Source organism: Methanobrevibacter sp. (assembly GCF_017406825.1).
Classification (GTDB): domain Archaea; phylum Methanobacteriota; class Methanobacteria; order Methanobacteriales; family Methanobacteriaceae; genus Methanocatella.
Genome location: NZ_JAFQXT010000021.1, coordinates 1 through 25,711 on the forward strand (window position 1 = coordinate 1; position 25,711 = coordinate 25,711).

Annotated in this window: 29 protein-coding genes; 23 read left to right on the forward strand and 6 right to left on the reverse strand. The window is 39.6% G+C overall.

The features are described 5' to 3' along the window. The 14 genes from rpl7ae to argH form a co-directional block, all read left to right on the forward strand. A partial coding sequence (gene rpl7ae / locus IJF99_RS03365) for a 50S ribosomal protein L7Ae (RefSeq protein ID WP_292792069.1) occupies positions 1 to 346 on the forward strand: 346 nt, incomplete at its 5' end. A gap of 33 nt (positions 347 to 379) precedes the next feature. Then, a complete protein-coding gene (locus tag IJF99_RS03370; RefSeq protein ID WP_042692817.1) occupies positions 380 to 586 on the forward strand; it encodes a 30S ribosomal protein S28e in 207 nt (68 codons plus the stop codon). 14 nt (positions 587 to 600) lie between these two features. Then, positions 601 to 762: a 50S ribosomal protein L24e gene (locus IJF99_RS03375; RefSeq protein WP_292792074.1), complete on the forward strand. Its 162-nt coding sequence runs from the start codon at positions 601 to 603 to the stop codon at positions 760 to 762. After that, a complete protein-coding gene (ndk, locus tag IJF99_RS03380) occupies positions 759 to 1,211 on the forward strand; it encodes a nucleoside-diphosphate kinase (protein ID WP_292792077.1) in 453 nt (150 codons plus the stop codon). The genes IJF99_RS03375 and ndk overlap by 4 nt, the downstream gene beginning before the upstream one ends. A gap of 36 nt (positions 1,212 to 1,247) precedes the next feature. Next, complete coding sequence (gene infB, locus IJF99_RS03385) at positions 1,248 to 3,038, forward strand: translation initiation factor IF-2 (RefSeq protein ID WP_292792079.1); 1,791 nt, start codon at positions 1,248 to 1,250, stop codon at positions 3,036 to 3,038. A gap of 36 nt (positions 3,039 to 3,074) precedes the next feature. Further along, the gene (locus IJF99_RS03390; protein ID WP_292792081.1) at positions 3,075 to 3,455 is read left to right on the forward strand and encodes a 30S ribosomal protein S6e; all 381 of its coding nucleotides are present in this window, start codon (positions 3,075 to 3,077) and stop codon (positions 3,453 to 3,455) included. A gap of 50 nt (positions 3,456 to 3,505) precedes the next feature. Next, the gene (locus IJF99_RS03395; protein WP_292792083.1) at positions 3,506 to 4,720 is read left to right on the forward strand and encodes a translation initiation factor IF-2 subunit gamma; all 1,215 of its coding nucleotides are present in this window, start codon (positions 3,506 to 3,508) and stop codon (positions 4,718 to 4,720) included. Between the two features lie 9 nt (positions 4,721 to 4,729). Beyond that, on the forward strand, positions 4,730 to 5,122 hold the full coding sequence (locus tag IJF99_RS03400; protein ID WP_292792085.1) for a PIN domain-containing protein: 393 nt from the start codon (positions 4,730 to 4,732) through the stop codon (positions 5,120 to 5,122). Positions 5,123 to 5,158: 36 nt separating this feature from the next. Beyond that, a complete protein-coding gene (locus IJF99_RS03405; RefSeq protein ID WP_292792087.1) occupies positions 5,159 to 5,737 on the forward strand; it encodes a DNA-directed RNA polymerase in 579 nt (192 codons plus the stop codon). Between the two features lie 2 nt (positions 5,738 to 5,739). After that, on the forward strand, positions 5,740 to 5,916 hold the full coding sequence (gene spt4 / locus IJF99_RS03410) for a transcription elongation factor subunit Spt4 (RefSeq protein WP_292792089.1): 177 nt from the start codon (positions 5,740 to 5,742) through the stop codon (positions 5,914 to 5,916). Positions 5,917 to 5,927: 11 nt separating this feature from the next. Beyond that, positions 5,928 to 6,437: a DUF359 domain-containing protein gene (locus IJF99_RS03415; protein ID WP_292792091.1), complete on the forward strand. Its 510-nt coding sequence runs from the start codon at positions 5,928 to 5,930 to the stop codon at positions 6,435 to 6,437. A 13-nt stretch (positions 6,438 to 6,450) separates the two neighbouring features. Next, complete coding sequence (locus IJF99_RS03420; RefSeq protein WP_292792093.1) at positions 6,451 to 6,765, forward strand: 30S ribosomal protein S24e; 315 nt, start codon at positions 6,451 to 6,453, stop codon at positions 6,763 to 6,765. A gap of 9 nt (positions 6,766 to 6,774) precedes the next feature. Further along, positions 6,775 to 6,927, forward strand: coding sequence for a 30S ribosomal protein S27ae (locus IJF99_RS03425; RefSeq protein ID WP_067042875.1), 153 nt, complete (start codon positions 6,775 to 6,777; stop codon positions 6,925 to 6,927). A 67-nt stretch (positions 6,928 to 6,994) separates the two neighbouring features. Further along, complete coding sequence (gene argH / locus IJF99_RS03430; RefSeq protein WP_292792095.1) at positions 6,995 to 8,416, forward strand: argininosuccinate lyase; 1,422 nt, start codon at positions 6,995 to 6,997, stop codon at positions 8,414 to 8,416. A 208-nt stretch (positions 8,417 to 8,624) separates the two neighbouring features. On the opposite strand, the gene IJF99_RS03435 is transcribed toward argH, so the two are convergent. Then, positions 8,625 to 9,644, reverse strand: a complete 1,020-nt coding sequence (locus tag IJF99_RS03435) for an ATPase (RefSeq protein WP_366931247.1) — start codon at positions 9,642 to 9,644, stop codon at positions 8,625 to 8,627. A gap of 82 nt (positions 9,645 to 9,726) precedes the next feature. On the opposite strand from IJF99_RS03435, the gene IJF99_RS03440 reads away from it, so the two are divergent. Together IJF99_RS03440 and IJF99_RS03445 are read left to right on the forward strand one after the other, a co-directional pair. Next, positions 9,727 to 10,869, forward strand: a complete 1,143-nt coding sequence (locus tag IJF99_RS03440; RefSeq protein ID WP_292792099.1) for an aldo/keto reductase — start codon at positions 9,727 to 9,729, stop codon at positions 10,867 to 10,869. Between the two features lie 30 nt (positions 10,870 to 10,899). After that, the gene (locus tag IJF99_RS03445; protein WP_292792101.1) at positions 10,900 to 12,186 is read left to right on the forward strand and encodes an O-acetylhomoserine aminocarboxypropyltransferase/cysteine synthase family protein; all 1,287 of its coding nucleotides are present in this window, start codon (positions 10,900 to 10,902) and stop codon (positions 12,184 to 12,186) included. A 60-nt stretch (positions 12,187 to 12,246) separates the two neighbouring features. Here IJF99_RS03445 and IJF99_RS03450 read toward each other — a convergent pair whose 3' ends face one another. Both IJF99_RS03450 and IJF99_RS03455 read right to left on the reverse strand, forming a co-directional pair. After that, positions 12,247 to 13,992 (reverse strand): subtype A tannase, encoded by a 1,746-nt coding sequence (locus IJF99_RS03450; RefSeq protein WP_292792103.1) that lies wholly within the window; start codon positions 13,990 to 13,992, stop codon positions 12,247 to 12,249. Positions 13,993 to 14,045: 53 nt separating this feature from the next. Then, entirely contained in the window at positions 14,046 to 14,906 is an 861-nt protein-coding gene (locus tag IJF99_RS03455; RefSeq protein ID WP_292792124.1) for an ARMT1-like domain-containing protein, read from the reverse strand. A 76-nt stretch (positions 14,907 to 14,982) separates the two neighbouring features. Between IJF99_RS03455 and IJF99_RS03460 the strand changes: the two genes are divergently transcribed. Next, positions 14,983 to 15,771, forward strand: a complete 789-nt coding sequence (locus IJF99_RS03460) for a tetratricopeptide repeat protein (RefSeq protein ID WP_292792105.1) — start codon at positions 14,983 to 14,985, stop codon at positions 15,769 to 15,771. Here the strand turns inward: IJF99_RS03460 and IJF99_RS03465 are convergent. Genes IJF99_RS03465 through IJF99_RS03475 form a run of 3 tightly spaced genes read right to left on the reverse strand, consistent with a single transcriptional unit; the run spans position 15,768 to position 20,099 of the window. After that, complete coding sequence (locus IJF99_RS03465; RefSeq protein ID WP_292792107.1) at positions 15,768 to 17,573, reverse strand: ABC transporter ATP-binding protein; 1,806 nt, start codon at positions 17,571 to 17,573, stop codon at positions 15,768 to 15,770. The two genes, IJF99_RS03460 and IJF99_RS03465, sit on opposite strands and share 4 nt — an antisense overlap. Further along, positions 17,570 to 19,276 (reverse strand): ABC transporter ATP-binding protein, encoded by a 1,707-nt coding sequence (locus tag IJF99_RS03470; protein ID WP_292792109.1) that lies wholly within the window; start codon positions 19,274 to 19,276, stop codon positions 17,570 to 17,572. Before IJF99_RS03470 ends, IJF99_RS03465 begins: the two co-directional genes overlap by 4 nt. A gap of 19 nt (positions 19,277 to 19,295) precedes the next feature. Beyond that, entirely contained in the window at positions 19,296 to 20,099 is an 804-nt protein-coding gene (locus IJF99_RS03475) for a DUF169 domain-containing protein (RefSeq protein ID WP_292792111.1), read from the reverse strand. Positions 20,100 to 20,242: 143 nt separating this feature from the next. Between IJF99_RS03475 and IJF99_RS03480 the strand changes: the two genes are divergently transcribed. From IJF99_RS03480 to IJF99_RS03505, 6 genes are all read left to right on the forward strand, one after another. Continuing rightward, a complete protein-coding gene (locus IJF99_RS03480) occupies positions 20,243 to 21,103 on the forward strand; it encodes a DUF1002 domain-containing protein (protein ID WP_292792113.1) in 861 nt (286 codons plus the stop codon). Positions 21,104 to 21,161: 58 nt separating this feature from the next. Continuing rightward, positions 21,162 to 21,416 carry a hypothetical protein gene (locus IJF99_RS03485; RefSeq protein ID WP_292792115.1) on the forward strand — a complete coding sequence of 85 codons (255 nt, stop codon included), beginning with the start codon at positions 21,162 to 21,164 and terminating at the stop codon, positions 21,414 to 21,416. Between the two features lie 263 nt (positions 21,417 to 21,679). Further along, a complete protein-coding gene (locus IJF99_RS03490; protein WP_292792126.1) occupies positions 21,680 to 22,168 on the forward strand; it encodes an Ig-like domain-containing protein in 489 nt (162 codons plus the stop codon). Positions 22,169 to 22,275: 107 nt separating this feature from the next. Further along, a complete protein-coding gene (locus IJF99_RS03495) occupies positions 22,276 to 23,169 on the forward strand; it encodes a hypothetical protein (RefSeq protein WP_292792117.1) in 894 nt (297 codons plus the stop codon). 81 nt (positions 23,170 to 23,250) lie between these two features. After that, positions 23,251 to 23,475 (forward strand): hypothetical protein, encoded by a 225-nt coding sequence (locus IJF99_RS03500; RefSeq protein ID WP_292792119.1) that lies wholly within the window; start codon positions 23,251 to 23,253, stop codon positions 23,473 to 23,475. 145 nt (positions 23,476 to 23,620) lie between these two features. Further along, positions 23,621 to 25,540 (forward strand): peptidoglycan-binding protein, encoded by a 1,920-nt coding sequence (locus IJF99_RS03505; protein ID WP_292792121.1) that lies wholly within the window; start codon positions 23,621 to 23,623, stop codon positions 25,538 to 25,540. Positions 25,541 to 25,711 lie beyond the last annotated feature (171 nt).

Sequence of the window (25,711 nt, forward strand, 5' to 3'; positions counted from 1 at the left end):
TGACACACCTGAAGAATTAGCTAAACAAGCTGAAGAAGCATTAGAAACCGCACAAGCTACTGGTAAAGTAGCAAAAGGTACTAACGAAGTAACCAAATTCATCGAAAGAGGAGATGCAGCATTAGTTGTTATCGCAGAAGATGTTGATCCTGCTGAAATCGTTGCACACATTCCTGTTCTCGCTGATGAAAAAGAAATTCCTTACGTATACTTACCTACCAAAGAACAAGTAGGCGTAGCTGCAGGTTTAACTGTCGGTACTGCTTCCGCATGTATTGTTGATGCTGGTGACGCAGAAGCTGCTGTTAGTGAAATCGTTGAAAAAGTTGCTGAATTAAAAGAATAGATAAATTCTTTTAATGATTTTACGGTGATTTAAATGGAAGAAGGAACTCCTGCTGAAGTCATTGAAGTTTTAAAAAGAACCGGAATGACTGGTGAGGTAATGCAAATCAAATGCAGAATCCTCGATGGTAGAGATAAAGGAAGAATTTTAACAAGAAACATTATGGGTCCTGTAAGAGAAGGCGACATTTTAATGTTACTTGATACAATTAGAGAAGCTAAAGAAATTAGAACTCCTTAAGAAGGTGTAAAAGCATGAGAACTTGTTCATTCTGTCATAAAGAAATAGAAGAAGGTACAGGAAAAATGTACGTTAAAAGAGATGGTACAATTTATTTCTTTTGTAGCAGCAAATGTGAAAAAAATATGATTAAACTCAAAAGAGTTCCAAGAAAAGTTAAATGGGTTAAAGAATGATTCAAAAAAGTTTTGTTATGATGAAACCAGACGCTGTTCAAAGACGTCTTATGGGTAAAATATTGTCCCGTTTTGAAGAAAAAGGTCTTCAAATCGTTGCTTGTAAATTAATTCAAATTGATGAAGATTTGGCAAAAACTCATTATGGAGAACACGCTGAAAAACCATTTTTCCCAAGTTTAGTTGAATATATTACTTCTTCACCATCCCTTGCTATGGTTATTCAAGGAGAAGAAGCTATTACCACTATCAGGAAAATCGTTGGAGCAACCAATCCTTTAGAAGCAGATCTTGGAACTATCAGAGGAGACTTTGGTATGGATACCGGTAGAAACATTATTCATGCTTCAGATGCTCCTGAATCTGCAGAAAGAGAAATTAACCTTTTCTTTAATGAAAACGAAATTTGTGATTATCAGATTGTCGATAATGATTTAATTTATGAATAGATATTTAGATTGAAATTTTATTATTAAGAAGATATTATGAAAATCAGATCCCCAATTGTATCAGTCTTAGGTCATGTGGACCATGGAAAAACTACATTATTAGATTATATCAGAGGCAGTACCATCGCTGATAAGGAAGCGGGCGGTATTACTCAACACATTGGTGCTACAGAAATACCTAATGATACCATTGAAGAAATCTGTGGGAATTTTATATCCAGATTAACTATCAAAGATTTAATCCCTGGATTGTTCTTTATTGATACTCCAGGTCACGCCGCATTCACCAGTTTGAGAAAGCGTGGCGGTGCACTGGCGGATTTGGCCGTACTGATTGTAGATATTAATGACGGTTTTAAACCGCAGACCTTTGAAGCACTGAATATTCTTAAGATGTATAGGACTCCATTCATTGTGGTTGCCAACAAAATAGACATGCTGTTTGGTTGGGAAACTCATGAAGGGGCTTCATTCAAGGAATCTTTCAATCAGCAAGCTCCAAGCGTCCAGCAGAATTTGGACACTAAGGTGTATGAGATTGTAGGTACCCTCCACAAGGAAGGTTTCCAGTCTGAAAGATTTGACAGAATCAGTAATTTCGCTTCACAAATCAGTATCATTCCGATCAGCGCCAGGTCCGGCGAAGGCATTATTGAAGTATTGGCAATGCTTTTAGGGCTTGCTCAGGAATACCTTACCGAACAGCTTGAAATCAATGAGGATGCTCCTGCAAAAGGTACTGTGCTTGAAATTAAAGAGGAAGTGGGATTAGGTCTTACCATCGACAGCATTATCTATGATGGGGTTTTGCGCACTAATGATGAAATCGCTTTAATGACATCTTCAAACGAGGTTTTAAAAACAAAAATACGCTCTATCCTAAGGCCGCTTCCGCTTGAGGAAATGAGAGATTCCAAAAAGAAATTCCAGAAATTCGATGAAGTCGTTGCAGCTGCAGGTATTAAGATAGCTGCTCCTAATTTGGATGACGTCGTTTCCGGTTCTCCGCTCAGAGTCTTAAACGATCAGGAGAATGTGGAAGAGGAAATACTTAAGGAAATAGAGGACATTACTATCAGCACTGAAGATGAAGGTATTTTGGTTAAAGCGGATACATTAGGTTCCCTTGAAGCTATTGTAAAGCTTTTGAGAGAATTGGAAATTCCTATTCGCGAAGCCGACATTGGCGATGTTAATCGAAGGGATATAATTAATTCATCAATTGCCTTAAATGAAAATGATGCACATGGTGCAATCATTGCATTCAATGTTAATGTTAATCCGAATTCAGTTGGAGACTTGGAAAATTCAGATGTTAAACTCTTTAAAGGTGATGTGATTTATCAAATCATCGAAGACTATGAAGCATGGATTGATGAAATGGAGCAAGCCAAGAAAAAGGCATTCTATGATGCCATTATCAAGCCTGCAAAATTCATGTCTTTGCCTAAATTGGTTTTCCGTCAGAGCAAACCTGCAATCATCGGAATAGAGTCAATCAGCGGTACCGTAAAACAGGGCCAGACACTGATTAACAAAAACGGTGAATATGTTGGTGTTATAGCAAGTATGGAGGATAAGGGCGAAACATTACCTTCCATCCCTAGAGGTCAAAGGGTTGCTATGGCAATTAAGGACGCCATTGTCGGAAAGCATTTCGATGAGGGGGATGAATTATATGTGGACATCCCTGAAAAGCATTACAAGTTCATTGAAAGGGAATTTAAAGATAAATTAACAGAAGATGAATATGAGACTTTATATGAATTTGTTGAAATTAAGCGTAAACAAGATCCAGATTGGGGTAAATTTGGTCTTTTTGAATAATAAATTATTGTGATAAAATAATCAAGGAGGAATACCATGGCATTCAAAGTTGTTGTATCTCAAAATGCTGAAACTTATCAAATGGAAGTCGAAGACACTAAATCTCTTAACGGATTAGTCATCGGCGAGGAATTTGATGGTGGAATTGTTGGTTTAGATGGCTACACTTTAAAAATAACCGGTGGCAGTGACAAAAACGGTTTCACTATGAAAAAAGATGTTTCAGGTACTAGAAGAATCAAAAGTTTATTAACCGGTGGTACTGGTTATCATCCTAAGGCAGATGGTGTCAAAAGAAGAAAAACCGTAAGGGGAAACACTATCGCTGAGGATATTGTACAAATCAACACTGTCGTTACTAAAGCTGGAAGCAAATCAATAGCTGACATTCTTGGTGCTGAAGAAGAGGAAGAATAGTTCTGCTATTTTTTCCATTAACTTTAAAATTATGAAAAAGGTGGTTATCTGTGAACGTACAGTCAGATGTTAACATAGGTTTGGTCGGTCACGTAGACCATGGTAAGACTACTCTTACTAAAGCATTATCAGGTGTATGGACTGACACTCACAGTGAAGAAACAAAAAGAGGTATTTCAATCCGTTTAGGCTATGCTGACATTGAATTCAGAAAATGTCCTGAATGCGGCGAGCCTGAATGCTACACTACTTCTGAAAAATGTGAAATCTGTGGGAGTGAAACTGAATTTATAAGAAAAGTATCTTTTGTTGATGCTCCAGGTCACGAAACTCTTATGGCGACTATGTTATCTGGTGCTGCAATTATGGATGGTGCAGTGTTGGTAATTGCTGCAAATGAGTCTTGTCCACAACCACAAACCAAAGAACATCTCATGGCGCTTGACGTTATCGGCGTCAAAGATGTGATAGTAGTTCAGAATAAAATTGATATTGTTTCAAAAGAAAGAGCTATTGAAAGTTATAATGAAATTAAGGAATTTGTTAAAGGTACTTGTGCTGAAGATGCTTTAATAATACCAGTATCTGCTCAACAAGGCGCTAATATGGATATCCTAATCGAAGCAATGCTTAAGCAAATCCAACCTCCTGAAAGGAATGTTGACGATTCCGCATTGATGCATGTTGCAAGGTCATTCGATATCAACAAACCGGGTTCCGGCGCCGATAAAATCAAGGGTGGAGTTATTGGCGGTACATTAGTCCAAGGTACTTTCAAACTTGGAGACACTATTGAAATCAGGCCTGGTCCTACCAATAATGGCGAAAGAGTCACATTGAAGTCAGAGATTATAGGTCTTGAAGCCAATGGTAAGCAGGTTGAGGAAATAGGTCCAGGAGGACTTGTTGGTATTGCAACCAAATTGGATCCGTCTTTAACCAAATCAGATTCATTATCTGGAACTGTTGCTGGTGAAGAGGATACTTTGCCGGATGTTTTAGACGCCTTTAGTATGGAAACAAACTTGCTTGATCGTGTTGTAGGAACTAAAGAGGAACGTGAGGTTTCTCCAATTAAGATTAAAGAACCTTTGATGATTAATTGCGGAACTACAACTACAATCGGTGTTGTTACATCAGCTAAGAAGAATGATGTTGACGTGACCCTCAAGCTGCCGGTCTGTGCAAGTCCGGGCGACAGGGTTGCATTAAGTCGTAGAGTAGGTGCTCGTTGGAGATTAATCGGTTACGGTATTATACAATAGAGGGAAATAATGGACTCTAAAGAAGTTGTGATTGACACCAATTTTTTTATGGTTCCTTTTCAGTTCAATGTTGACATCATCACTGAACTTGAAAATTCATTACCTTCTTATAAATTAACCACTCCAAGCTTTGTTATCAATGAATTGAAGGGTTTGAAAAAAAATTCCAAAGGAAAAGTAAGATTAAATGCGAACTTGGCCTTGAAATTAGCTAATTCTTCAAAAGTTGAAATAAAGGATATTTCATTACTGGAAAATGAAACTGTGGATGATGCGTTACTGAGAGTTTCAGAAGTTTTAGCTACAAATGATATAGAATTGAAAAATCGTGCAAAAGATAAAGGGATAACAATAGTGTATCTAAGACAAAAAAAATATATTGCTGTTGAAGGTAAAATATAATATTAATTAAACTTATTAAAAAAATGAGGGATTACTTTGTATTATAAGACAAAAATTGAGGACATTGTAAGAATACCACCTTACAAATTTGATGAGCCTCTCATAGAAGTTGCAATAGAAACCTTAAACGAAACTTATGAAGGTCGTTTAGACAAAAAACTTGGTTTACTCATTTGTGTTAATGAAATTGAAGAAATTGGTGATGGAAAACTTATTATGGGTGACGGTGCTTCATACCATAAGGTCATTTTCAATGCTATCTTCTTTAAACCTGAGCAACATGAAATTTTTAACGGTGAAGTAATAGACATTGCTGATTACGGCGCTTTTGTTAAAATCGGAGCTATGGATGGTTTAATCCATGTTTCACAAGTAACTGATGATTATATTAACTATGATGCTAAAAGACAAGCTTTAATCGCAAAAGAATCTAATAAGACTTTGGATGTTGGTGACTTGGTAAGGGCCAGAGCGGTTAGTGTTTCCATTAAGGACGAATCCATTAACAGCATGGAAAATCATAGAAACTCCAAGATTCCTCTCACTATGAGACAGACCAACCTCGGCAGATTCGAATGGATTGAAGAAGCAAAACAAAAAAGTAGGAATGGTTAAGAATGAAAGCTTGTACAGTTTGTAAAATGATTTCAGATAAGGACCAATGCCCTAGCTGCGGCAATCCAACTTCAGATAACTGGAGTGGTCTTTTGATTATAACTGATCCTGACGAGTCCAGAATTGCTCGTGAATTGAATATTGAAATTCCTGGAGAATATTGTTTAAGAGTAAGATAGAAGGGGTTTATGTGTTACGTTTAGATGCAGAAAACAAGGATTTAATTGCTGAGCTGAAAAAGCCTTTCGGCAGGTTATATCCTGACTTTGAAGATGCGATTGAAGAGATTGAATCTTCCGAGTTTCTGATTTCTGTTGGTGATGCGACTTTTGCAAATCTTACAAAATATGAATTATATCCAAATATTGGTATAATTGATAATTTAGTTCAAAGAAAAAATCATGCTCATGATGTTATACGGGCCGATCATATACTGAAAGCCGACAATCCTGCCGGATACCTTACAGATGATCTATGGGAAACCATAGGCCAAGCTCTTGAATTATCTGACAATGGCGAATGTTATGTAATTGAAGTGGCAGGGGAAGAAGATCTTGCAGTTCTTCCTTGCATCTTGATGGCAAATCCGGAAACTACCATATTGTATGGCCAACCTAATGAGGGATTGGTGGTTTTGAAAGCTCGTGATTTAAAAAATAAAGCTCAAAAGCTTATTGACGGATTTATTGAAATAAATTAAATGAGGTTTTATCATGGAAATCGAATTTATAGAAGAAAAAGAAAATAAATTATTTAACAGAAAAGAAATCAAATTTTATGTTGATTATGATGGAGAAGCAACTCCTAAAGTATTGGACATCAAATCCAAATTAGTTGCTTTATTAAACACTAAAAAAGAATTACTCGTTGTCGACAATGTACAGCCACACTACGGCGAACCTAAAGCATTAGGTTATGCTAAAGTCTACGATACTGTGGATGATCTGGAATACATTGAAGCAAAACATGTAATTGCTAAAAATGAAGAACCTGAAGAAGAAGCTCCTGAAGAAGCTGAAGAAGAATAGGTGATTTGAATGGTAAGAAAATCTGATTTATATGAAGTTGATGGAGACAAAATCGTTAGAAAAAACCAAATTTGTCCTCGTTGTGGTGAAGGTGTATTCATGGCTGACCACGGTGACAGAGTTGCCTGCGGTAAATGCGGATACACTGAAATGAAAAAATAGATTTTTTCAAATCTTCATTTCTTTTTTTATTATTTTTATTTTTAATTAGCTTTTAGAAGGGATTCATTTGGATAACATAAGAAATGGTCGTTTTAAGACTGGAATGACAGATGAAGCTGCTGTTTATACTTCATCACTTGAAGCAGATAAACTTCTTTTTGAAGCGGATATCAAAACTAATTTTGCACATACTTCCATGTTGAAGCATGAAGGAATAATCGATGAAGAAATTGCAGATAGGATATTATGCGCCCTTGACAATCTCAAGGATGAAGGATACGGGGCATTGGTGTTTGATCCTTCCGTAGAGGATGTGCATATGGCTATCGAAAATTACGTGACTTCCAAAATCGGTCCTGAAGCGGGATTCATGCACACCGCCAAATCACGTAACGACCAGGTGGCATGTGATGTCAGGTTGGTTTTAAGGGAAAAGATTGCGGAAATCCAAATTGGCATTCTCGAGTTCATGGAAGGCCTGGTTGAAATGGCAGGTGAGCACCTGGAAGATGTTTTCATTGGCTTTACACACTTGCAGCATGCACAGCCTATTACCATAGCACATCATCTGATGGCTCATGTGCAGGCTCTCAAAAGAGACTATGAACGTTTTGCCGATACCTATAAGCGCGTTAACCTGAACCCGTTAGGTTCCGCGGCTATGGCCACTACAAGTTTCCCAATCAACAGGCAATTGACAACCGACCTGCTTGGCTTTGACGCATATCTGGAAAATTCAATGGACGGGGTTTCCGCAAGGGATTTCATTTCAGAAGCGGTTTTCGACATGGTTTGCCTTTGCACCACATTGTCAAAAATCTGTGAGGAGCTGGTCTTATGGAGCACCTATGAGTTTGGTGTTATCGAAATGGCGGATGAATATTCATCAACATCTTCTATCATGCCTCAAAAGAAAAATCCCGACGTTGCCGAGCTTGCAAGAGGCAAGTGCGCAATAGTCAACGGTGAGCTGGTCACCATATTGACAATTCTAAAAGCTATTGCATATACCTATAACAGGGATTTGCAGGAAATCACTCCTCATTTATGGAATTCAATAAAAGTTACACAGGATACATTATCCATTGTCACCAAAATGATGCTTTCCGTTGAATTCGATGTTGACAGATGTGCCGAATTGGCCGGCAAGAACTTCGCTACCGCAACCGATCTGGCGGATATCATGGTTCGTGAGAAATCCATTCCGTTCAGAACCGCCCACAAGATTGTAGGAAGAATCGTTAACGAAGCGACTGCAAACGACATGGCTGAGGAGGACATCACTTCCAAATTCATAGATGAAATTTCACTGAATTTGGGCTTTGATGAGCTGAACTTGGATGATGAGATTATTCAAAAGGCTTTAAATCCTCGTGAAAACGTCAGAATCAGGGCTGTTGCTGGTGGTCCTGCTCCTGAAATGGTTGAAATTGCACGTGACAACATTAAAGAATTCCTTGATGTTGAATTTGAGAAGAAGGGAATCTGATTTTTTCCTTTTATTTTTTTCATTTCTTAAAAAAGTTTAGGTATACCTAAAATTTATATACTCCAAAAAACAATATACAAATGTGGATATAATCTTTCGATTATTGAAACGGGATTTTAATGTGATGTAATAGAAAACTTATTTACATAAGTTACGCTCAGCTTCTATTATGTCACCATTTAAAATCTTTCGTCTTGCTATTTCTTATCTAGATTTTATAGAAGCTCCAAATCAAATCCAGCGCTTCACCGGGTTCAAGTGCACTTGAACGTGTTTCACGCAGTATTCTCTGTATCGAAAATTTCTTCATATGGGGGAATTTCCTATGCACCTCATAAAGCAGCGGACAGCCGAATCCTTTGAATGTCTTTAAATCATAGTTTCCGATTAAGGATTTTATCTCTTGCTTGCCAACACTTAAACTTGCCGGAAGGTTCAAGCGATATAATGAATCTTCCTGTAGATTTATGCATTGGCTGCCGGTTGCAAGCATATCACCGAAGACAATTATGGGGATTTCGTTATCTTTTGCATACTGCTTCACCAGATTGCCGGTATTGTTGGAGCACCTGCCGCAGGGATGAACGCTTCCGTTTAATGATTCCCGAACCACATCCGAATAGTCGGCTTCAATGTATTCATGTTCGACATCCAAAGATTGCGTAACGCTTTTGATATTCCTTTTAAACTGCTTCGGCAGGATTATAGTTCCCGGATCAACCGTAACCGCTTTAGGATTGAAACCCAATTTCTTGGCTAAAATTAGTGAAAAGCTGCTGTCAACACCTCCTGAAAGAGCCACAACCGCTTCGGTTTCTGAAGATTCATCAAATGCATTCTCATTAAAAAAAGTGTCAAAATTGAAGCTGTAAATGTTTTCCAGCTTATTGTCGATTGCAATTTCAAGGTTTCCAATCCCGACCAAATCCAAATCAAGATTGCTTATGGTCTTTTTGGAAAGTTTCAATTTATATTTCCTGTTTAAAAAGTCGCCATAACTTTCAACGTGTATGCTGTCCAGGCCCAATTTCTCCCTAAGCTTTCCAACAACCCATCCTCCTTTTCCGATGATTGCTGATTTATCCGGCCGGTCCTCTGTTATAATCCATAATTCGTTGTTTTTAAAGTAAATCTCTTCAATGAAGATATTCGCCTTCTCGTGTCCGATTTCTTCCCGGATATTGTTTATTTCGGTTAATAGGAATTCCTTTGTATACATTATATCAATAGTTATGATTGCTTCAATTATTATTTTTGTGAATATATTATTTAACTATTAACTAGAAATATTATTACTGAGGGAAAACGAAATGAAATACAGAAAGTTAGGAAAAACCGGAATTGAAGTATCCGAGATTGCATTTGGAGCGGAATTTTTAGTTGAAAGGCCGTATGAGGATACAGAAGAATTAATTAAGGCATGTGAAGCTAATGGAATAAACTTTGTTGACTGCTGGATGAGCGAACCGGACGTACGCTCACACTTGGGCCGCGCCATAAAGCCCAATCGGGAAAACTGGGTAATACAAGGCCATATCGGATCGACATGGCAAAACAACCAGTATGTTCGAACACGTGAAATGGATAAGGTAATTCCTGCATTCGAAGACTTTATGGAACGCTTTCAACTGGACACTCTTGATTTCGGTATGATTCACTATGTCGACCAATTGGAGGATTATGATGAAATAATGAACGGTCCGTTCATTGAATATGTCCGCAAACTGAAAGACGAAGGCACCATAGCCCATATCGGACTCAGTACACACAACCCTGAAATAGGTATTCTGGCAGCGGAAAATCCCGAAATAGAACTTCTGATGTTTTCAATAAATCCCGCTTTCGACATGTTCGGGATAGTGGATGATATAGAGGAATACCGAAAGGAAGACGCATATGATGACCCTATGTTCGGTTTGAATCCTTTGAGGGTGGAAATCTATGAAACCTGCCAGGATAATGGAACAGCAATAACAGTAATGAAAGGATTTGCCGGAGGAAATCTGCTTTCTGCTGAGACATCCCCATTCGGAGTGGCATTAACACCTGTTCAATGCATCCACTACTGTTTGGAGCAAAAGGGAGTTTCAAGCATATTTGTCGGAGTAAAAACAGTTGATGAGTTAATGGAATCTTTGAAATACTGCGATGCAACCGATGCAGAAAAGGATTATGCGGAAGTTCTAAGGAAGGCTCCGAAACACTCGTTTGACGGCCAGTGCACATACTGCGGACATTGCGCCCCATGCACTTCCCAAATTGATATAGCAATGGTAAACAAATTGTTTGACCTTGCAAAAAACAAGGATGAGGTGCCGGCAAGCATACAGGAACATTACAACAACCTGAAATTCAATGCAACAGACTGCATTGCATGCGGCGATTGCGAACCGAGATGTCCGTTCAATGTTCACATTGTTGACGTGATGCTTGACGCACAAGATTTATTTTAATATTATGATAAATTAATTAACAGTGATAAAATGGCGTATGAATTTAAAAACAAGAAAAACATTTCAACAATCGGGGTGCATGCCGGTCAGGAAGATGTAGACGAAACCGGCTCAAGAGTAACACCGATTTATCAGACAACTTCCTATGTATTCGACACTCCCGAACAGGCCGCAAACAGATTTGCCCTTAAGGAAGGAGGAAACATTTACACAAGACTGACAAACCCCACAACCGAGGCATTCGAAAAAAGGATGGCCGCAATTGAAGGCGGAACCGCAGCATATGCAACAGCATCCGGAATGGCGGCAATTTTCTATGCAATCATTAATCTAACAGAGGTCGGAGACAATATAGTTTCTGCAGATAACTTATACGGAGGAACTTACGAGCTGTTTGAAAACACTCTGGAGGATTTGGGAAGAACAGTCACATTCGTTGATTCACAGTCTCCTGAACTGTTTGAAGAGGCAATAAATGACAGGACAAAGGCAATATATGTCGAATCAATCGGAAATCCTAAGCTTGACATTCCGGATTTCGACAGGCTGGCTGAAATCGCACATTCACACGATATACCGCTGATAGCAGACAACACTGTGGGAATAGGTTCCGTAAGACCTTTTGACCATGGGGCGGACATCATCGCATCATCCGCAACCAAATACATTGGAGGTCACGGCACCACTCTCGGCGGAATAATCATTGAAAAGGGAGACTTTGACTGGATGAACGGTAAGTTTCCAACATTATCCAAACCGGACGAGACATATAACGGTTTGATATTCGGTGAAACATTTAAAGGCAGTGCATTTACAACAAGAATCAGAACAGTCATAGGCAGGGATACCGGTGCGGTCCCATCCCCATTCGGATCCTTCTTATTATTGCAGGGACTTGAAACCCTTGGATTGAGAATCGAAAGGCACGCTTCAAATGCAATGGCCGTTGCAGAACACCTTGAAGCGCATCCGAAAGTGGCATGGGTAACATATTCAGGTCTTGAATCATCCCCAAACCATGAAGTGGCCAAAAAGTATGCCGAAAAGGGTTACGGAGGAATAGTCTCATTCGGACTTAAGGCAGGATATGACGGTGCATTGAAGTTCATAGAAAATGTTGAGCTGATATCCTTTTTGGCAAATATAGGCGATGCAAAATCCCTAGTCACTCACCCTGCATCAACAACACATTCACAACTGTCCGAAGAGCAGCAGTTGTCAACAGGGGTAACACCCGATTTGATAAGATTCTCTGTCGGTATTGAAGACATTGAGGATATTTTAGCCGATGTAGATCAGGCTTTGGATAAAATTTAATCATTTTATCCCTTATTTTTTTTTAGAAAAAAGAAATTAAAGAAATCCTATTGGGATTTCTTAATTTAAACAGTCATTTACCCAATTAATAAAGTTTGTAGTTGAATCTCCGGTTCTCTCGGCTTGGGTGTGGCCCTGTCCCCATACGGTTGAAAACTCGACATTGTCCTTGCCTACTTTATTCAGAACTCCCAGGTAAAGGTTTACATCAACGCATTGGGATGTGTCTCCCTGTTCAATACCTGTGTTGATTCTCCAGTAGTTTGCCACATCGGAGCTTCCCGCACCATCGTAATAATCACATAGGTAATACATAGGATTGTACATGTTCACACGGGTTTCAACAGTATTGTTCTGGCTATCTGTTTTAGCTAAATCAGCGCTGTACTCTTCGGCATAACCGGTTGAATAATCACTGAATTTTGAGTATTCATCAGCATTGTCGTTAAGCAGGTCACTTAATGTTTTATCAAAGTGTGATGAGCTATTTGCATCAAGGCCAAACAATCCATTTTCAGCTTGGGAACGGTTTAAGTCGTCAAATGCAGCTACGGATTTTGATGGATTTTTGCAATGTTTCACAAATGCCTCTAGACTTGTGATTTTAGCAGTGTTTGTGCCGGCATCATATTCAATCCAGGTATCATTGCCATTCAGTGAATCAATGTAATCCTGTGTTGTTTCATAATTTGATGAGCTGTCGGAACCGCTGTCGGATGAGGACATTTCCCCGCCCGGCGCTTCACCGGTAGGCATGCCTCCCATTCCACCTGAACTAGGAGTATATGGGAATGTGGTGTCATTTAGGAAATTGTTCAATGACTCTTCTGTTACACTTAACATGTAATCATAATAACTGCCTGAGGCATAAACTCCGGAATCGCTTTCCTCGAGTTTCAATGTGTTTCCATTAGGGTCTTTTAGGCCCAAATCGTTTATGTATGTCGCATATTCGCTTGCCAAGTCTTCACTTAAAGATTCGGTAAATGAATCAGAGTCTCTTACATATTGGCCCATGTTCCATTCATATGCCTCATCTGCAGTGTCCAGATTTGTAATCGGACACCAGCACATCGCTCCGGCAATTGCATTTGAGATGCTTTTCCCATCCTTATCAACCATCGCAGCACCGATATCTTCAAGGTAAGGGTTATATAATTCGTTGTTTCCGGAAGCGCCCATTATGGCGGATTGCGCTCCTCCACCACTATGGCCGAAGGTAAATACATTATCCTTATCTCCAGGCAACACGTCTCCGTTAAATCTGTAGTAGCTGACGGCTGATTTCAAATCTACCACACCATCCGGAGCTTCGGCATTATCTCTTCCTCTGCATCCTGCATTAAGATATATAAAGCCTGCATCGGTGTAATCTTTGACATCCTGTGCATTATAACTTGTTGGTGCGGTGCATGATGAGTAGCCTGGAGTATTTACAGGCATCACTATAGGTGCGGAAGCCGCAGTATAGTTTCCGACCTGCGCATTTTCATTCACGCTGCATGAATATGTTCCATTTGAACTTTCATTTGCATTAAAGTATTTTCCAGGAACATAGATTCCGCATGATTCATAAGATGTATCTTCTGGATTCAAACAGTAAACAAGTCCAATCTGATAATAAATATCATTATCTTCATCATATTGCCATTTATCCATGTCTATTGAGAGATTTTCATTCAATGCGCTTGCATTATAGGAAGGTCCGTCGCCCGTCGGTGTGGAATTTCCCGAAAATGAAAATATTGCGATAATAGCTATCAGGATAATCAGGACAACTATCAGTATTTTATGTATTCTTTTCATAGATATGTCTCCATGCTATTTTTTTTACACGATTGCATTAGTAAGAAATTTCATTAAAGCTTTTTAAGCACAAATGACCCGATATCTACATTCAGGTCTTTGGATAGGGGATTGCATTTGCTGCACAAAAGCGAAAAGGCGTCCTTGTCAGTCAGGTCCATTTCAGTGAGCCCTTCATAATTAGCCATTCCCTTTGAGATTATAAGGCTGCTTTCATCGAAGATTTTTTTAAAGTCCTCTGAAAACATCTCTTCCACAACTCCTCCGCAATCACATCCGAGTGTTGTGATTTCGCACAGTTCATCTAAACCGGCATCAACGGCTTCCTTCATGCATGCGTCGTTTACAATCGGACTGCTTTTAACGGCCACAACAACATCCACATCATATTCCATAATCTTTTCAATCAGCAGTCTGTCAAAGACGATTTCGCCCGCATTATCAACCAGATATAGGGCTTCGTCATGCTGATTCAGTGCATCTTCAAGTTCTTCAATGTCATTTATGCTCAAATCCCTGTTGAGATTTCCGCTGATGAGTCCTTTGAAATCGGTGTCTATGTCATAGACTCCGAAATCAAGGATGTTTCCAACAATGGATAATTTGATTCGTGTCTCCAGACTGTCGTCTGTTTTAAGCATCTCTTCAACTTTCGGCATTATTGATAATGCAATTTCATTACTAATTTCTTTTTGTTTAAAGTATGCGTCCCTGCATTGGGTTTTCTGTTTGACGTATTGATTTATCTCTGTTGCAATTTTATTGGGTTGTGAGTTCTTGTTGAATTTATCTGCCATTTGCATTATGCAGTTTTGCATCAGTTCAAACTTCAATTTCTCATCTGAGCAGGACAAATCAATGACTTCCTTTGCCTGTCTTAAAATGCAGGCCCCACATTCATAATAGGACCGGATATTATCACAACCTTTTTAAACAATGAATTATAGTTTATATATTATTTGTTTAATATTTTTTTGTTAAGGTGATAAGATGGCCGATAATGAAGAGGACATAAAAGTCAACAGAAAAAAAGGGGATAAGGTTTATTTTGAATCCACTTTCCTTCAGAGAATATCAGATGGAATAGATTTCATATGGAATGAAAGCAGAGAGATTTTGGAAGAATTGGACGAGAATCTTGATGTATCCGATTTTGATGATTTCAGCGAAAAAACTTTAAACAGCATTTCGGACATTGTCGATGAGCTCTCACAGCTTAAATCAGAAATCATCAGCTATGGGGATGTTCCCGAATCAGTGGTTGATTCCACTAGGAATATCAAAGTGGCCCTGAATCGTGACCATGATTATGTAAGAAGGGCCAAAAGACGCTTGGATAGGGTAAATTCAGACGAGTTTGTTGATGTTGCCAGAGCCAACATCAGGGTCATAGAACTCTGCGATAAGGCAATTGACGTCAATCCGTCAAATGCAGATGCCTATTATATAAAAGGCCGTGCATTAAGTAATCTGGACAAATACCCTGAAGCCATTGACGAGTTCATCAATTCACTGGCTGTTAGGGATGACCTTAAAGTCTGGATAGCCATAGCCAATACGAATACCCTCAACGGCGATTATGATGACGCTATCGATGTCTATGACAGAGTACTGCAAAAAGATGAGAACTCATTTGACGCAATCAAGGGAAAGGCATTGACATATTATGCATCAGATGATTACAAAAAAGCGGATGAGGAATTCAAAAAGGCATCATCCATAGGAACTCTTGACAGCATTTCCAAAGAGATCTGGGACGAATGCCTGGAAAAGATTTAGGCGTTATTTTCCCTTAACTGGGAATTCAGCGTATTGTAATAATATCCTTTAAGGGCAAGCAATTCCTCGTGGGTTCCTTGCTCTATTATTTCACCGTCTTCGATAACGATGATGTTGTCGGCATTTCTGATGGTCGACAGTCTATGGGCAATGATAAAACTAGTTTTTCCTTCCATCAGCTTATCCATTGCCTTTTGAATAAGCTTTTCTGTTCTTGTATCGACGCTTGAAGTTGCCTCATCCAGAATGAGGATTTCCTTTTTTGAGAGTATGGTTCTTGCAATTGTAAGCAGCTGCTTTTGTCCGTGGGAAACGTTATCCGTATCCTCATTCAGCTCGCTTTCATAGCCGTCGGACAGGCGCCTTATGAAATTATCCGCATAAACCTTGGTTGCCGCATCAACGATCTCATCATCGCCGGCGTCCAGATTGCCGTAGCGAATATTGTTTGATATGGTGTCTGAGAATAGCCATGAATCCTGCAATACCATTCCAATCAATGACCTCAGACTGTTTTTGTCGTATTCTTCAATGTCTATGCCGTCTATCTTTATGGAACCTGAATTGATGTCGTAGAATCTCATCAACAGTTTGACGATTGTGGTTTTTCCCGCACCGGTTTCACCCACAATAGCTATCTTATCTCCTTTTTTAACGTTAAAAGACAGGTTCTTGATTATCTTCTCGTTTGGAGTATATGAAAAGCTGACATTGTCAAAGGTTATTCCTTCTGCCAGTTCAGTAATCTGTCTGGTGGACGGATTCTGCTCGTCGTCATATTCCAGAAACTCAAAGATACGTTCGCTTGCGGCCATTGCAGTCTGAATCTGGTTCATGACACGGGTGATCTGCTGGATAGGTCTTGTGAAGCTTTGAGTGTATTGGAAGAATGCCAATATGTCTCCAACGGCAATCACCTTTTGAAGCACGAATACAGCTCCCAAAACGGCAACAACGACATAGGTGAAGTTGGAGATGAAGTTCATCAGCGGACCGTTTAAGCTTGAATAGAACTGTGATTTCCATTCATGGGTAAACCAGTTCTCATTGTCGCTTTCAAACCTTTCCATGGAGATTTCCTCCTGGTTGAATGCCCTGATGATGTCATGGCCTGTGAATGTCTCTTCAATCTGGCCGTTAAGTGAACCCTTGAACTCAAGCTGTTTTAGGAAATACTTCTGGGAGTAGTTGGTCATGAACCTGATGAGAATGAATGCTATAGGGATTAGAATGACTGTTGCCAATGTCATCCAAAGGTTGATGGACAGCATCATGATGAACACTCCAATGAGTGTTATCACAGCGGTAATCAGCTGAATGAATGACTGTGTGATACCGTTCTGGAGGGAATCGACATCGTTTGTCACTCTTGAGAGGATGTCTCCCCTTTTGTTTTCCTCAACCTTCTCCATCGGAAGATGCAGCACCTTGTCAATCAGCCTTTCTCTCAAATCATAGCTGATTTTTGTTGTTACCTTAACAAGAAGAATGCTTTGAAGGTATGTGAAAACGGCGCTGATGACATATAAAACCGCAACAATCGCCAAAAGATGTGTTAATGTGTTGAAATCGATTGTGCCTGTATGGCGGATCATGTCATTGATTCCGTTATAAATCAGGGTTGTTGCCTGGCCGATAAGAAGCGGCGCAATGATTGTGAATGCCGTGGATATCACCGCACAAATCACGGTCAAAATTAATCTTAGGTTATGGTCTTTCAGGAGGGTTATGATGTTCCTGATTGCCTTTCTGTTGTCGACAGGTTTTTCCGGAGGCTTTCTTTTCAATGGCCTTGGGCTCATGATATCGCCTCCATGTAGTCTATTTGTATGTTTGCGATTTCCTGATAGATTTCGCAACTTTCAACGAGTCTGTCGTGTGTTCCCCGGTCTATGATTTCGCCGTCGTCGATTACAAGAATCTCATCGGCATCCATGATTGTTGAAATTCTCTGTGAAACAATCAGGATTGACGAATCCTTCAGGCCTTTAAGGTTTTCCTTTATTTTCCTTTCGGTGTTCATGTCCAGCGCTGAAAAGCAGTCATCGAAGAGATAGAACTCATGATGGTCGATGATTGCTCTTGCTATTGAAAGGCGTTGCTTTTGGCCGCCTGAAAAGTTGGATCCTCCTTGTGCAACCTCCTCGCCGAGATTATCAACAAAGTCTACTTGAGCAAGGTCCAGCGCTTTTCTGATTTCATCATCGTCCGCATCGTTTTTTCCAATCTTCATATTGGATTTGACGTCTCCCTGAAACAGGATTGCCTTTTGAGGGGTGAAGCTGATTTTGTCCCTCAAGCTTTCAAGACTAAAGTTTTTGATGTTGACGCCGTCAATCAGGATTTCACCTGAGCTTGGATCTTGAAGACGCGGTATCAGATTGAGTATTGTTGATTTTCCGCTTCCGGTTCCGCCGATGATTGCGGTGGTCTTGCCGGGTTTCAGGCTGAAGTTGATGTCTTTAAGGGTTTCCTTTTCGCTTCCGGGATACCTGTATGAGACGTTCCTGAATTCTATGGTTGGATTTTTTGAAATCTCTGTAAGCTCGCCGCTTGTTATTGTGATTTCCGTATTGAGCACTTCGCTGATACGTCTTCCTGAAACGAGTATTCTTGGAAGCATGATGAAGAATCCTCCAATCATCAGGAATGAGCTGACAAGAAGTGTCGCGTATTGGATGAAGGCAATGATGTCTCCGGTCAGGATTCCGTTGCTGATTGCGTCATACGCTCCGAAATAGAGAATGAAAACGACCATGAGGTTCATCATCAATGTAATCAGTGGAAGCAGGATGAGCATTGTTTGGAATACATGGATGTTGACGTCGTAAAACTCCTTGTTGACTTTCTGGAATTTTTTCTCTTCAAAATCCTGCCTGACAAAAGCCTTGATGACGGGTATTCCAATCAGGATTTCCCTCGCGGTCTTGTTTATGCTGTCCATTATCTCCTGCATTATCTTAAAGTATGGGATGACCCTGACCATAACTACAACTAGAAGGACGATGATTACAATGAAGTTCACTAGAATAATCCAGGAAAGGTTTGTCTGAAGCTCGAATACTTTGATTATGCTGCCTATTCCCAAAAGGGGTGCGAATATAAGGGTTGTGAACATGAATCCGAGAACGCCCTGAATCTGGTTGACGTCATTTGTTGTTCTTGTAATCAGGGATGAACGTGAGATATCGTTCAGTTCATGGTTTGAGAATTTCAAAACCTTATTGTATATTATCTTTCTCAAATCCTTGGCATAGCCTGAGGATACCCTGCTTGAAAAATAGGACACGCCGACTGTTGCAAATGCGGAGATTGCAACCATCAAAAGCATGATTAGCCCGGTATCTATGATAAACTGGAAATTGGTGTTCTGGATACCAATGTTTACGATATCCGCAGTGTATTGAGGCAGTGTCAAGTCACAGTATACCTGGATTAACAGAAATAGGAATATGAATAAAATCTGCGGGATCTTATTCTTCATCGGCGCAACTAATTTTCTCATAACATTATATTATATATGTTCAGTCTTTAAATTTTTGCCATAAGTCGGTTTGAAGAACGCTGTTTTCGCTCAGTTCCTCCAACTTCAGGAAGAGTTTCCAAGGCATTGACAGTGTCATATATTCATTTGGGATGAAATGCTTCATTTTGCTTCTGCCCGCAAAGTCAATCGGTCCAAGAATCGGTTTCGGGTCGTTGCTTTCATCCTGCTGGAATGTAAAGCATCCTATTGCCTGGCATGCTGATGCCTGCGGAGTTAAAAGACATGCTCCGCTGCGTCTAAATGAAGTGTTGATCTGAATCAGGGCGGTCAGTTCCATCGGATTGACTATGAAGATAACGGATTTTGGAGTTTCGCTTTCTTCCAGATTCTCCAGGGCCTTAAAAATAACGTATTGGCCTTCATCATAGACGGGTCTGTTTTTGATTCCGTGTTTTGCGGTTTCAAAATCGGCATATATTCTTTCACCGTGCAGAAACATCTCGCTTGTGTTTCTCTTCATTTGGGATAGTCTTTTCTCATAGGATTTTCTGTCTGGCGCTGAATCGAGTCCGCAGGACAGGAATGTTGCCTGAAAGTCTATGGCATCTTCATTTGCCATTCCGCTTCCCCATCCGAATCCTACATTGATTCCTCCGCATGTCACGTTTTCACGGCCAAAGCAGGTGGTCACTCTTTTGGCGATGGTCTGTGCAACGAAACTCATCACGCATCCTCCTTTTCCATCCTTGGGGCCTTTCGCATCTTCAGGTTTGGTGTCGCTTTTAAGCATTGCTATTGGCGGAAATCTCATTTCCAGTTTCTCTGATATGTTGCTGTACATATTAACTGCTCCTTTTTTTTTTAGTCATTGAATGACTCACATGTTTAATTAAGGATATATTGGTATTTAACATTTTCAAAAAAGTGCAACATTTATATACTACTTCCACTAATTTAAGATAGGAATTTAGTGAGGTGAGATTAATGAAAAAGATTACTATAGCAATATTAGCTTTAATCCTTGTGGGACTATTGCTCCCGACAGGATTTGCAACTGATTCCAATCTCGTAGCAACCTACGGTGAAACTACATTCGCAAGCAACGATTACAAATCAATTGTTGATGCGTTCTTTGTAAACAATGCAAATGTAAATCTAAACGATGTGAATTCAAAGGTGATTACTGCCGATCAGGTAAATCAGGTATCCAGCGGAATCACAGGCAAGTCATACTCATCAAGTCAGATATTCTCTTCAGCATTGCTGGATTTGAATGATAATGATAATCTTGAGGTTAGTGTGGACAAATCAAAAATCACCACAATAACAGGACAAATGTACATTTCTGCATTGAAGTCAGCCGGCATCACTAGCGGACACGTTTACGTAACAAGTCCGATAACCGCTACCGGCGAATCCGCTCTTGCAGGAATAATGAATGCCTATGAAGAGGCAACTGATGTTGAAATCCCTGAAAGCGTAAAGGAAGCCGCAAACGATGAAATCTACACCCAGGCGGAAATAGTTGAAAACTCCGGTGTGGATGCAGACGAACTGGCCAGCCTGGTTGACCAGGTAAAACAGGAGGTTTCAAAAGACAACGTGACAGACCACGACACAATCGTGAACATAATAAACAATTACGTCCAGAACAACAACATAAACATTACAAACGTGGACATCGAAAACCTGGCCAACACTATCGAGCAAGTGCAGAATGTCCAAGGCGATGTGAACTACTACAAAGACCAAGTGAGCGGTTTTTTGAATGATGATGGTTCAGCAGACGGATTTTCACTTGACGGACTATTGAACTGGGTTAAATCCTTCATCAATGGGATTTAATTCCCAATTTTTTCTTTTTTTTAAATACATTCATATCTTTTCACAAACTCCAGTCACATTGCCTTTGGCAGACTGCAGATATGATGAAGATGTCTGTTGCTACATCATCGGATCCAAGGAATTGGGTCTTGATGCAGGCACACACAAGCTGAAAGTTTCCTATCCTGGTGAAGGCACTGACGCTTTAAACTTAACCGGTAACGTTATTCTAGTCACTTCATCACTTGCTCTTGAAGATGTCACATTTGATTATGGCGAATCAGGAGTAGTTAACTATACTGCCGAACACGGCAGCGTTGATTTGGCAATATAACAGTCATTGATGCAAACGGAAATGTCGTAAGCACTGCAGAAATTGAAATCAACGGTGATAAGATTATCATCTCCAATCTTGATGCGGGAACTTACACTTTAAGGGTTATCCTCACTCCGGAAGAATATTATCCTTCAATAACCGCTGAGGCCACAGTCACTGTCAATAAACTGAACACTCAAATAACAGCGGCGGCTAAGGCATATGTCATAAACTATGGAGGAACATACTCAATCACCCTTAAGGATGCTAACGGCAATGCCATTTCAGGCAAAAAGGTAACATTCACCTTAAACGGCAAAAACATAGGAACCGCCACAACAAATGCCAAAGGTGTTGCAAGCATCAAATTGACTGCAAAAATCCTTAAAGCTGCTAAAGCAGGTAAAAGAAACCTTGTAATCAAATTCGCAGGTGATGACAACTATAATGCTGTTAGCAAAACAGTCAAAATCACAGTGAACAAGGAAAAAACCAAGATTGTTGCCAAAAAGAAAACCTTCAAAAGATCATTGAAAGTTAAGAAATATGCAATAACCCTGAAAAACAGCAAAGGCAAAGCGGTTAAAAAAGTGCAGGTTACACTTAAGATTAAAGGAAAAACCTTCAAGGCGAAAACAAACGCTAGAGGAAAAGCAATCTTTAAGATTAAGAAGTTAACCAAGAAAGGCACCTATAAGGCGAAAATCAACTTCAAGACAACTCCTTTATACTTGAAATCAGCTAAAACAGTTAAAATTAAACTCAGATAAGTGAGATAACATCATCTCACTTCCCTCTTCTTTTTTTGACCCTCTATTTTTAGATATAATTTATATATGATGATATTCTAATTATTAGTAATGGGGGTGAATGTTAATTGAATTATTTTAAAGGCATTTTTAAAATTTCAATAATACTAATACTTCTTTTAGTTAGTGTCGGATCAATCTATGCAGCGGATAATGTTGATTCTGCATTAGACGATAGTCCGGATGACTTTGAGTTGGATGAGGATTTGGATGACTTTGAAGACGATGACGATGAGTTTGAGGACGATGATGACTTCGAAGATGATGACTTTGAGGACGATGACGATGAGTTTGAGGACGATGATGACTTCGAAGATGATGACGAGTATGATGAAGATGAAGACTTTGAGGACGATGACTGGGATGACGATTACGACTACACCGATTTCGATTACCTCGAATATAAAATATTGAGCTATCTCGACCAGTACGGAAACTGCACAGATGAAAACTGGACAGAATCCGAAGAGTTCCTCAGCGAATATCAGATATACCTGTCCGACCCGTCAAATTACACTTTAAACGAAAGCGCAGAAGGCTACAAGACATATCTTAAGATATATGACTCAATAACATCAACATTCGAAGACTACAATCTGACGGAAAACGAAACTGCATATCTCAAGTTCCTGATAATGTACTATCTGAACAATTACGGCAATGTGAGTGCAAACTACACCTGGAATGAAAGCGAGGGCTTTGCAAACTATACTCCAAAGGATTACATGTTGGGCGGATACTCCTTCGGATGCGCATCAGCAGATGAGTTAATGCCTATGGGAAGCTATTACAGCTTTAAAGACTTATATAATCAGTTCAATCCTATATTGGGAAATTCCACTGATTCAAATTCAACAGCGGGAAATGCAACCAATGCGGATGTTGCCGATGACGGTTCATGGTGGAGCAATATTATTATTCTCATCCTGGTTCTGGCATTGGTAGTCTTAGTGATTATCTAAGTTAACCTTTTTTCTTTTTTTTCGCAATCTTTTTATTAAATAATGTTTAATATTTAGAATAACAGCATATTCCGGAGAATCATGTACATAACTAACACTGACAGATTTGAAAAATATGAAGTTATAAACAGAAACATTCAGTTAAAACAAATCATAAAGGCCAAATTCTTCTTCAAGAACAAGAAGACCGGAAAGGTCATCACCAAGACATCCAAGAATGGAGGCTATGCAATCAAGGTAAATCTTGTAAATGGGTACCTTCCGTATAAGGCAACTGTCTGGTATAAGGACAAAATCAAGGCTTAAACATTTAAATGAAATCAGTCATCCCCTTGATGGCTGATTATTCAATTATTTTTATTCAAATCGCCTGATGGCATTTATTTTTTACGCTAAATATATATATATCTCGTGATAAACCTTCAATCATAATTCCAAATAGGGAGGGATTATGGAAATGAAGTTTAAAAAGAGCTTTTCAACATTAATATTGCTCCTTTGCGTCATGTTCACCATGACCTGTGCCTTTGCAGGGGATGTGAATGACACGATGGCGGTCAGTTTGGACAATTCGCAAATGGAAATGCCACAAGATGATGAGAACAGTGAAGTCATTTTCGCTGATGAGGCCCAACCAATCGGTGAAACTGATAATGGAACATTTGCAGCTTTGGAAAGCAAAATCAATGCGGGCTACGGTTCAACAATAACATTGGAAAACAATTATACATATGAAGGTTCAGGATACACCAACGGAATCCCGATTGCTGACGACATTACCATTGACGGTAAAGGTCACACTATCGATGCCGACGGCAAGGCAAGAATATTCGATGTTCAGTATGGTGTGGTGACACTTAAAAACATAGTTTTCAAAAATGGATATCAAAGCTTCTTTTTCGGAGGGGGTGCTGTTCGCGTTATGACAATTGACTGTGTTATTGACAACTGCACATTCATTGACAATTCAGCCCCTAAAGGAGGAGCCATTGAATATCAGGGAGGATGGAACAATGTGACTAACTGCACTTTCATAGGCAACTATGCCGAACAGGGTGGAAGTGCCATATATTTGGGTGCCGCCAATTTCATGTCAATTTCAAGATGCCTGTTCATAGGAAATGACATTGGAGGATCTCAGGCTGATTCGTCTAAAATCAATAACAACATTTTCATCTTTTCAGGTGCTTCTTTCGACTTTACATTCAATCTCGACTTAAACAACAACTGGTTTGGAAACAATGCTTATTATTATGATGAAGCGCCACAGGATAACATGAACGCCTGGCTGTTTTTAAATGCAACAGCTGAACCTGATGAAATTCCAATTTCAGGCACTTCAGATGTCACATTCAAGCTGTACTTATATGACGCATCTTCCGGTAAAGTCTTAGACTATGACAATTCCCTGTTGCCTGAGTTTCTCATGACACTCTTTGCCTCCAACGGGAAACTCAGTGATTATGAAAACGTCACCCTCGGCCAAAAAGTCCAGTTCACAGGAACCGCTCTTGGAGTTGGAACAGTCGGTGTGGAGATGGATGATTCTTCATTTGAAATTGAAATTCCAATCACACAGATGAAAACAGAGATTGCAGCCGATGACGTAACCTCATCATACAATGACAACAAAAACCTTGTCATAACCTTAAAGGACGCAAACGGCAAGCCTGTGGCAGGAGCTAGCATAAGCGTTGACTTGAAAGGTGTTAAAAAATACACAACCGATGCAAAAGGACAGGTTAAGGTGTCAACCAAGGGCCTTGCTCCGGATAAGTATGTGGCAAAGATTGAATTTGCAGGAAATGACAACTATACTGCATCATCAAAAGAGGTCAAGGTCACAGTCAACAAGCTGGCATCAAAAATAACCGCCAAGGCAAAAACCTTCAAAACTACTGTTAAAACCAAGAAATTCACTGTAACATTGAAGGATGAGACCGGTAAATCAATCAAAAAAGCCCAAGTTGCATTGAAAGTCAACGGTAAGACATACAAGGCCACAACCAACAGCAAGGGCAAGGCGACCTTCAAGATTGCCAAGTTGACCAAGAAGGGAACCTACAAGGCAACAGTCACATTCAATGGTGATGCATACTACAATAAGGCAACCAAGAAAGTGAATATTAAGGTCAAGGCAGCCTTCAAGACAGTTTCCAAAGGAAGCAAGGACAAGGCAACAGTCAAAAAGATTCAAAGGGCACTGAAAAAGAACGGATACTATCTGTCATACAAGGGCCACTACCTAATGGTTGACGGAATCTACCATGACTGCACTGTCAGGGCCGTCAAGCAGTTCCAAAAAGCCAATGGACTGAAAGTGACTGGTAAGGTTGACGAGAAAACAGCATTGAAACTTAAAATAATTTAATGGATGACTATCATCCATCTTTTTTCTTTTTTTGAGGCTGACTCATAATTTTTGTGTTTAAATTTTTTTCTTATTTTATTATCCTTTAATTTTATATATTAGGAAGTACAATCTATTATTAGAGTTAATTAACTTTTTGGTTGTGTTTTTTATGGTTTTGAGAGAGGATAA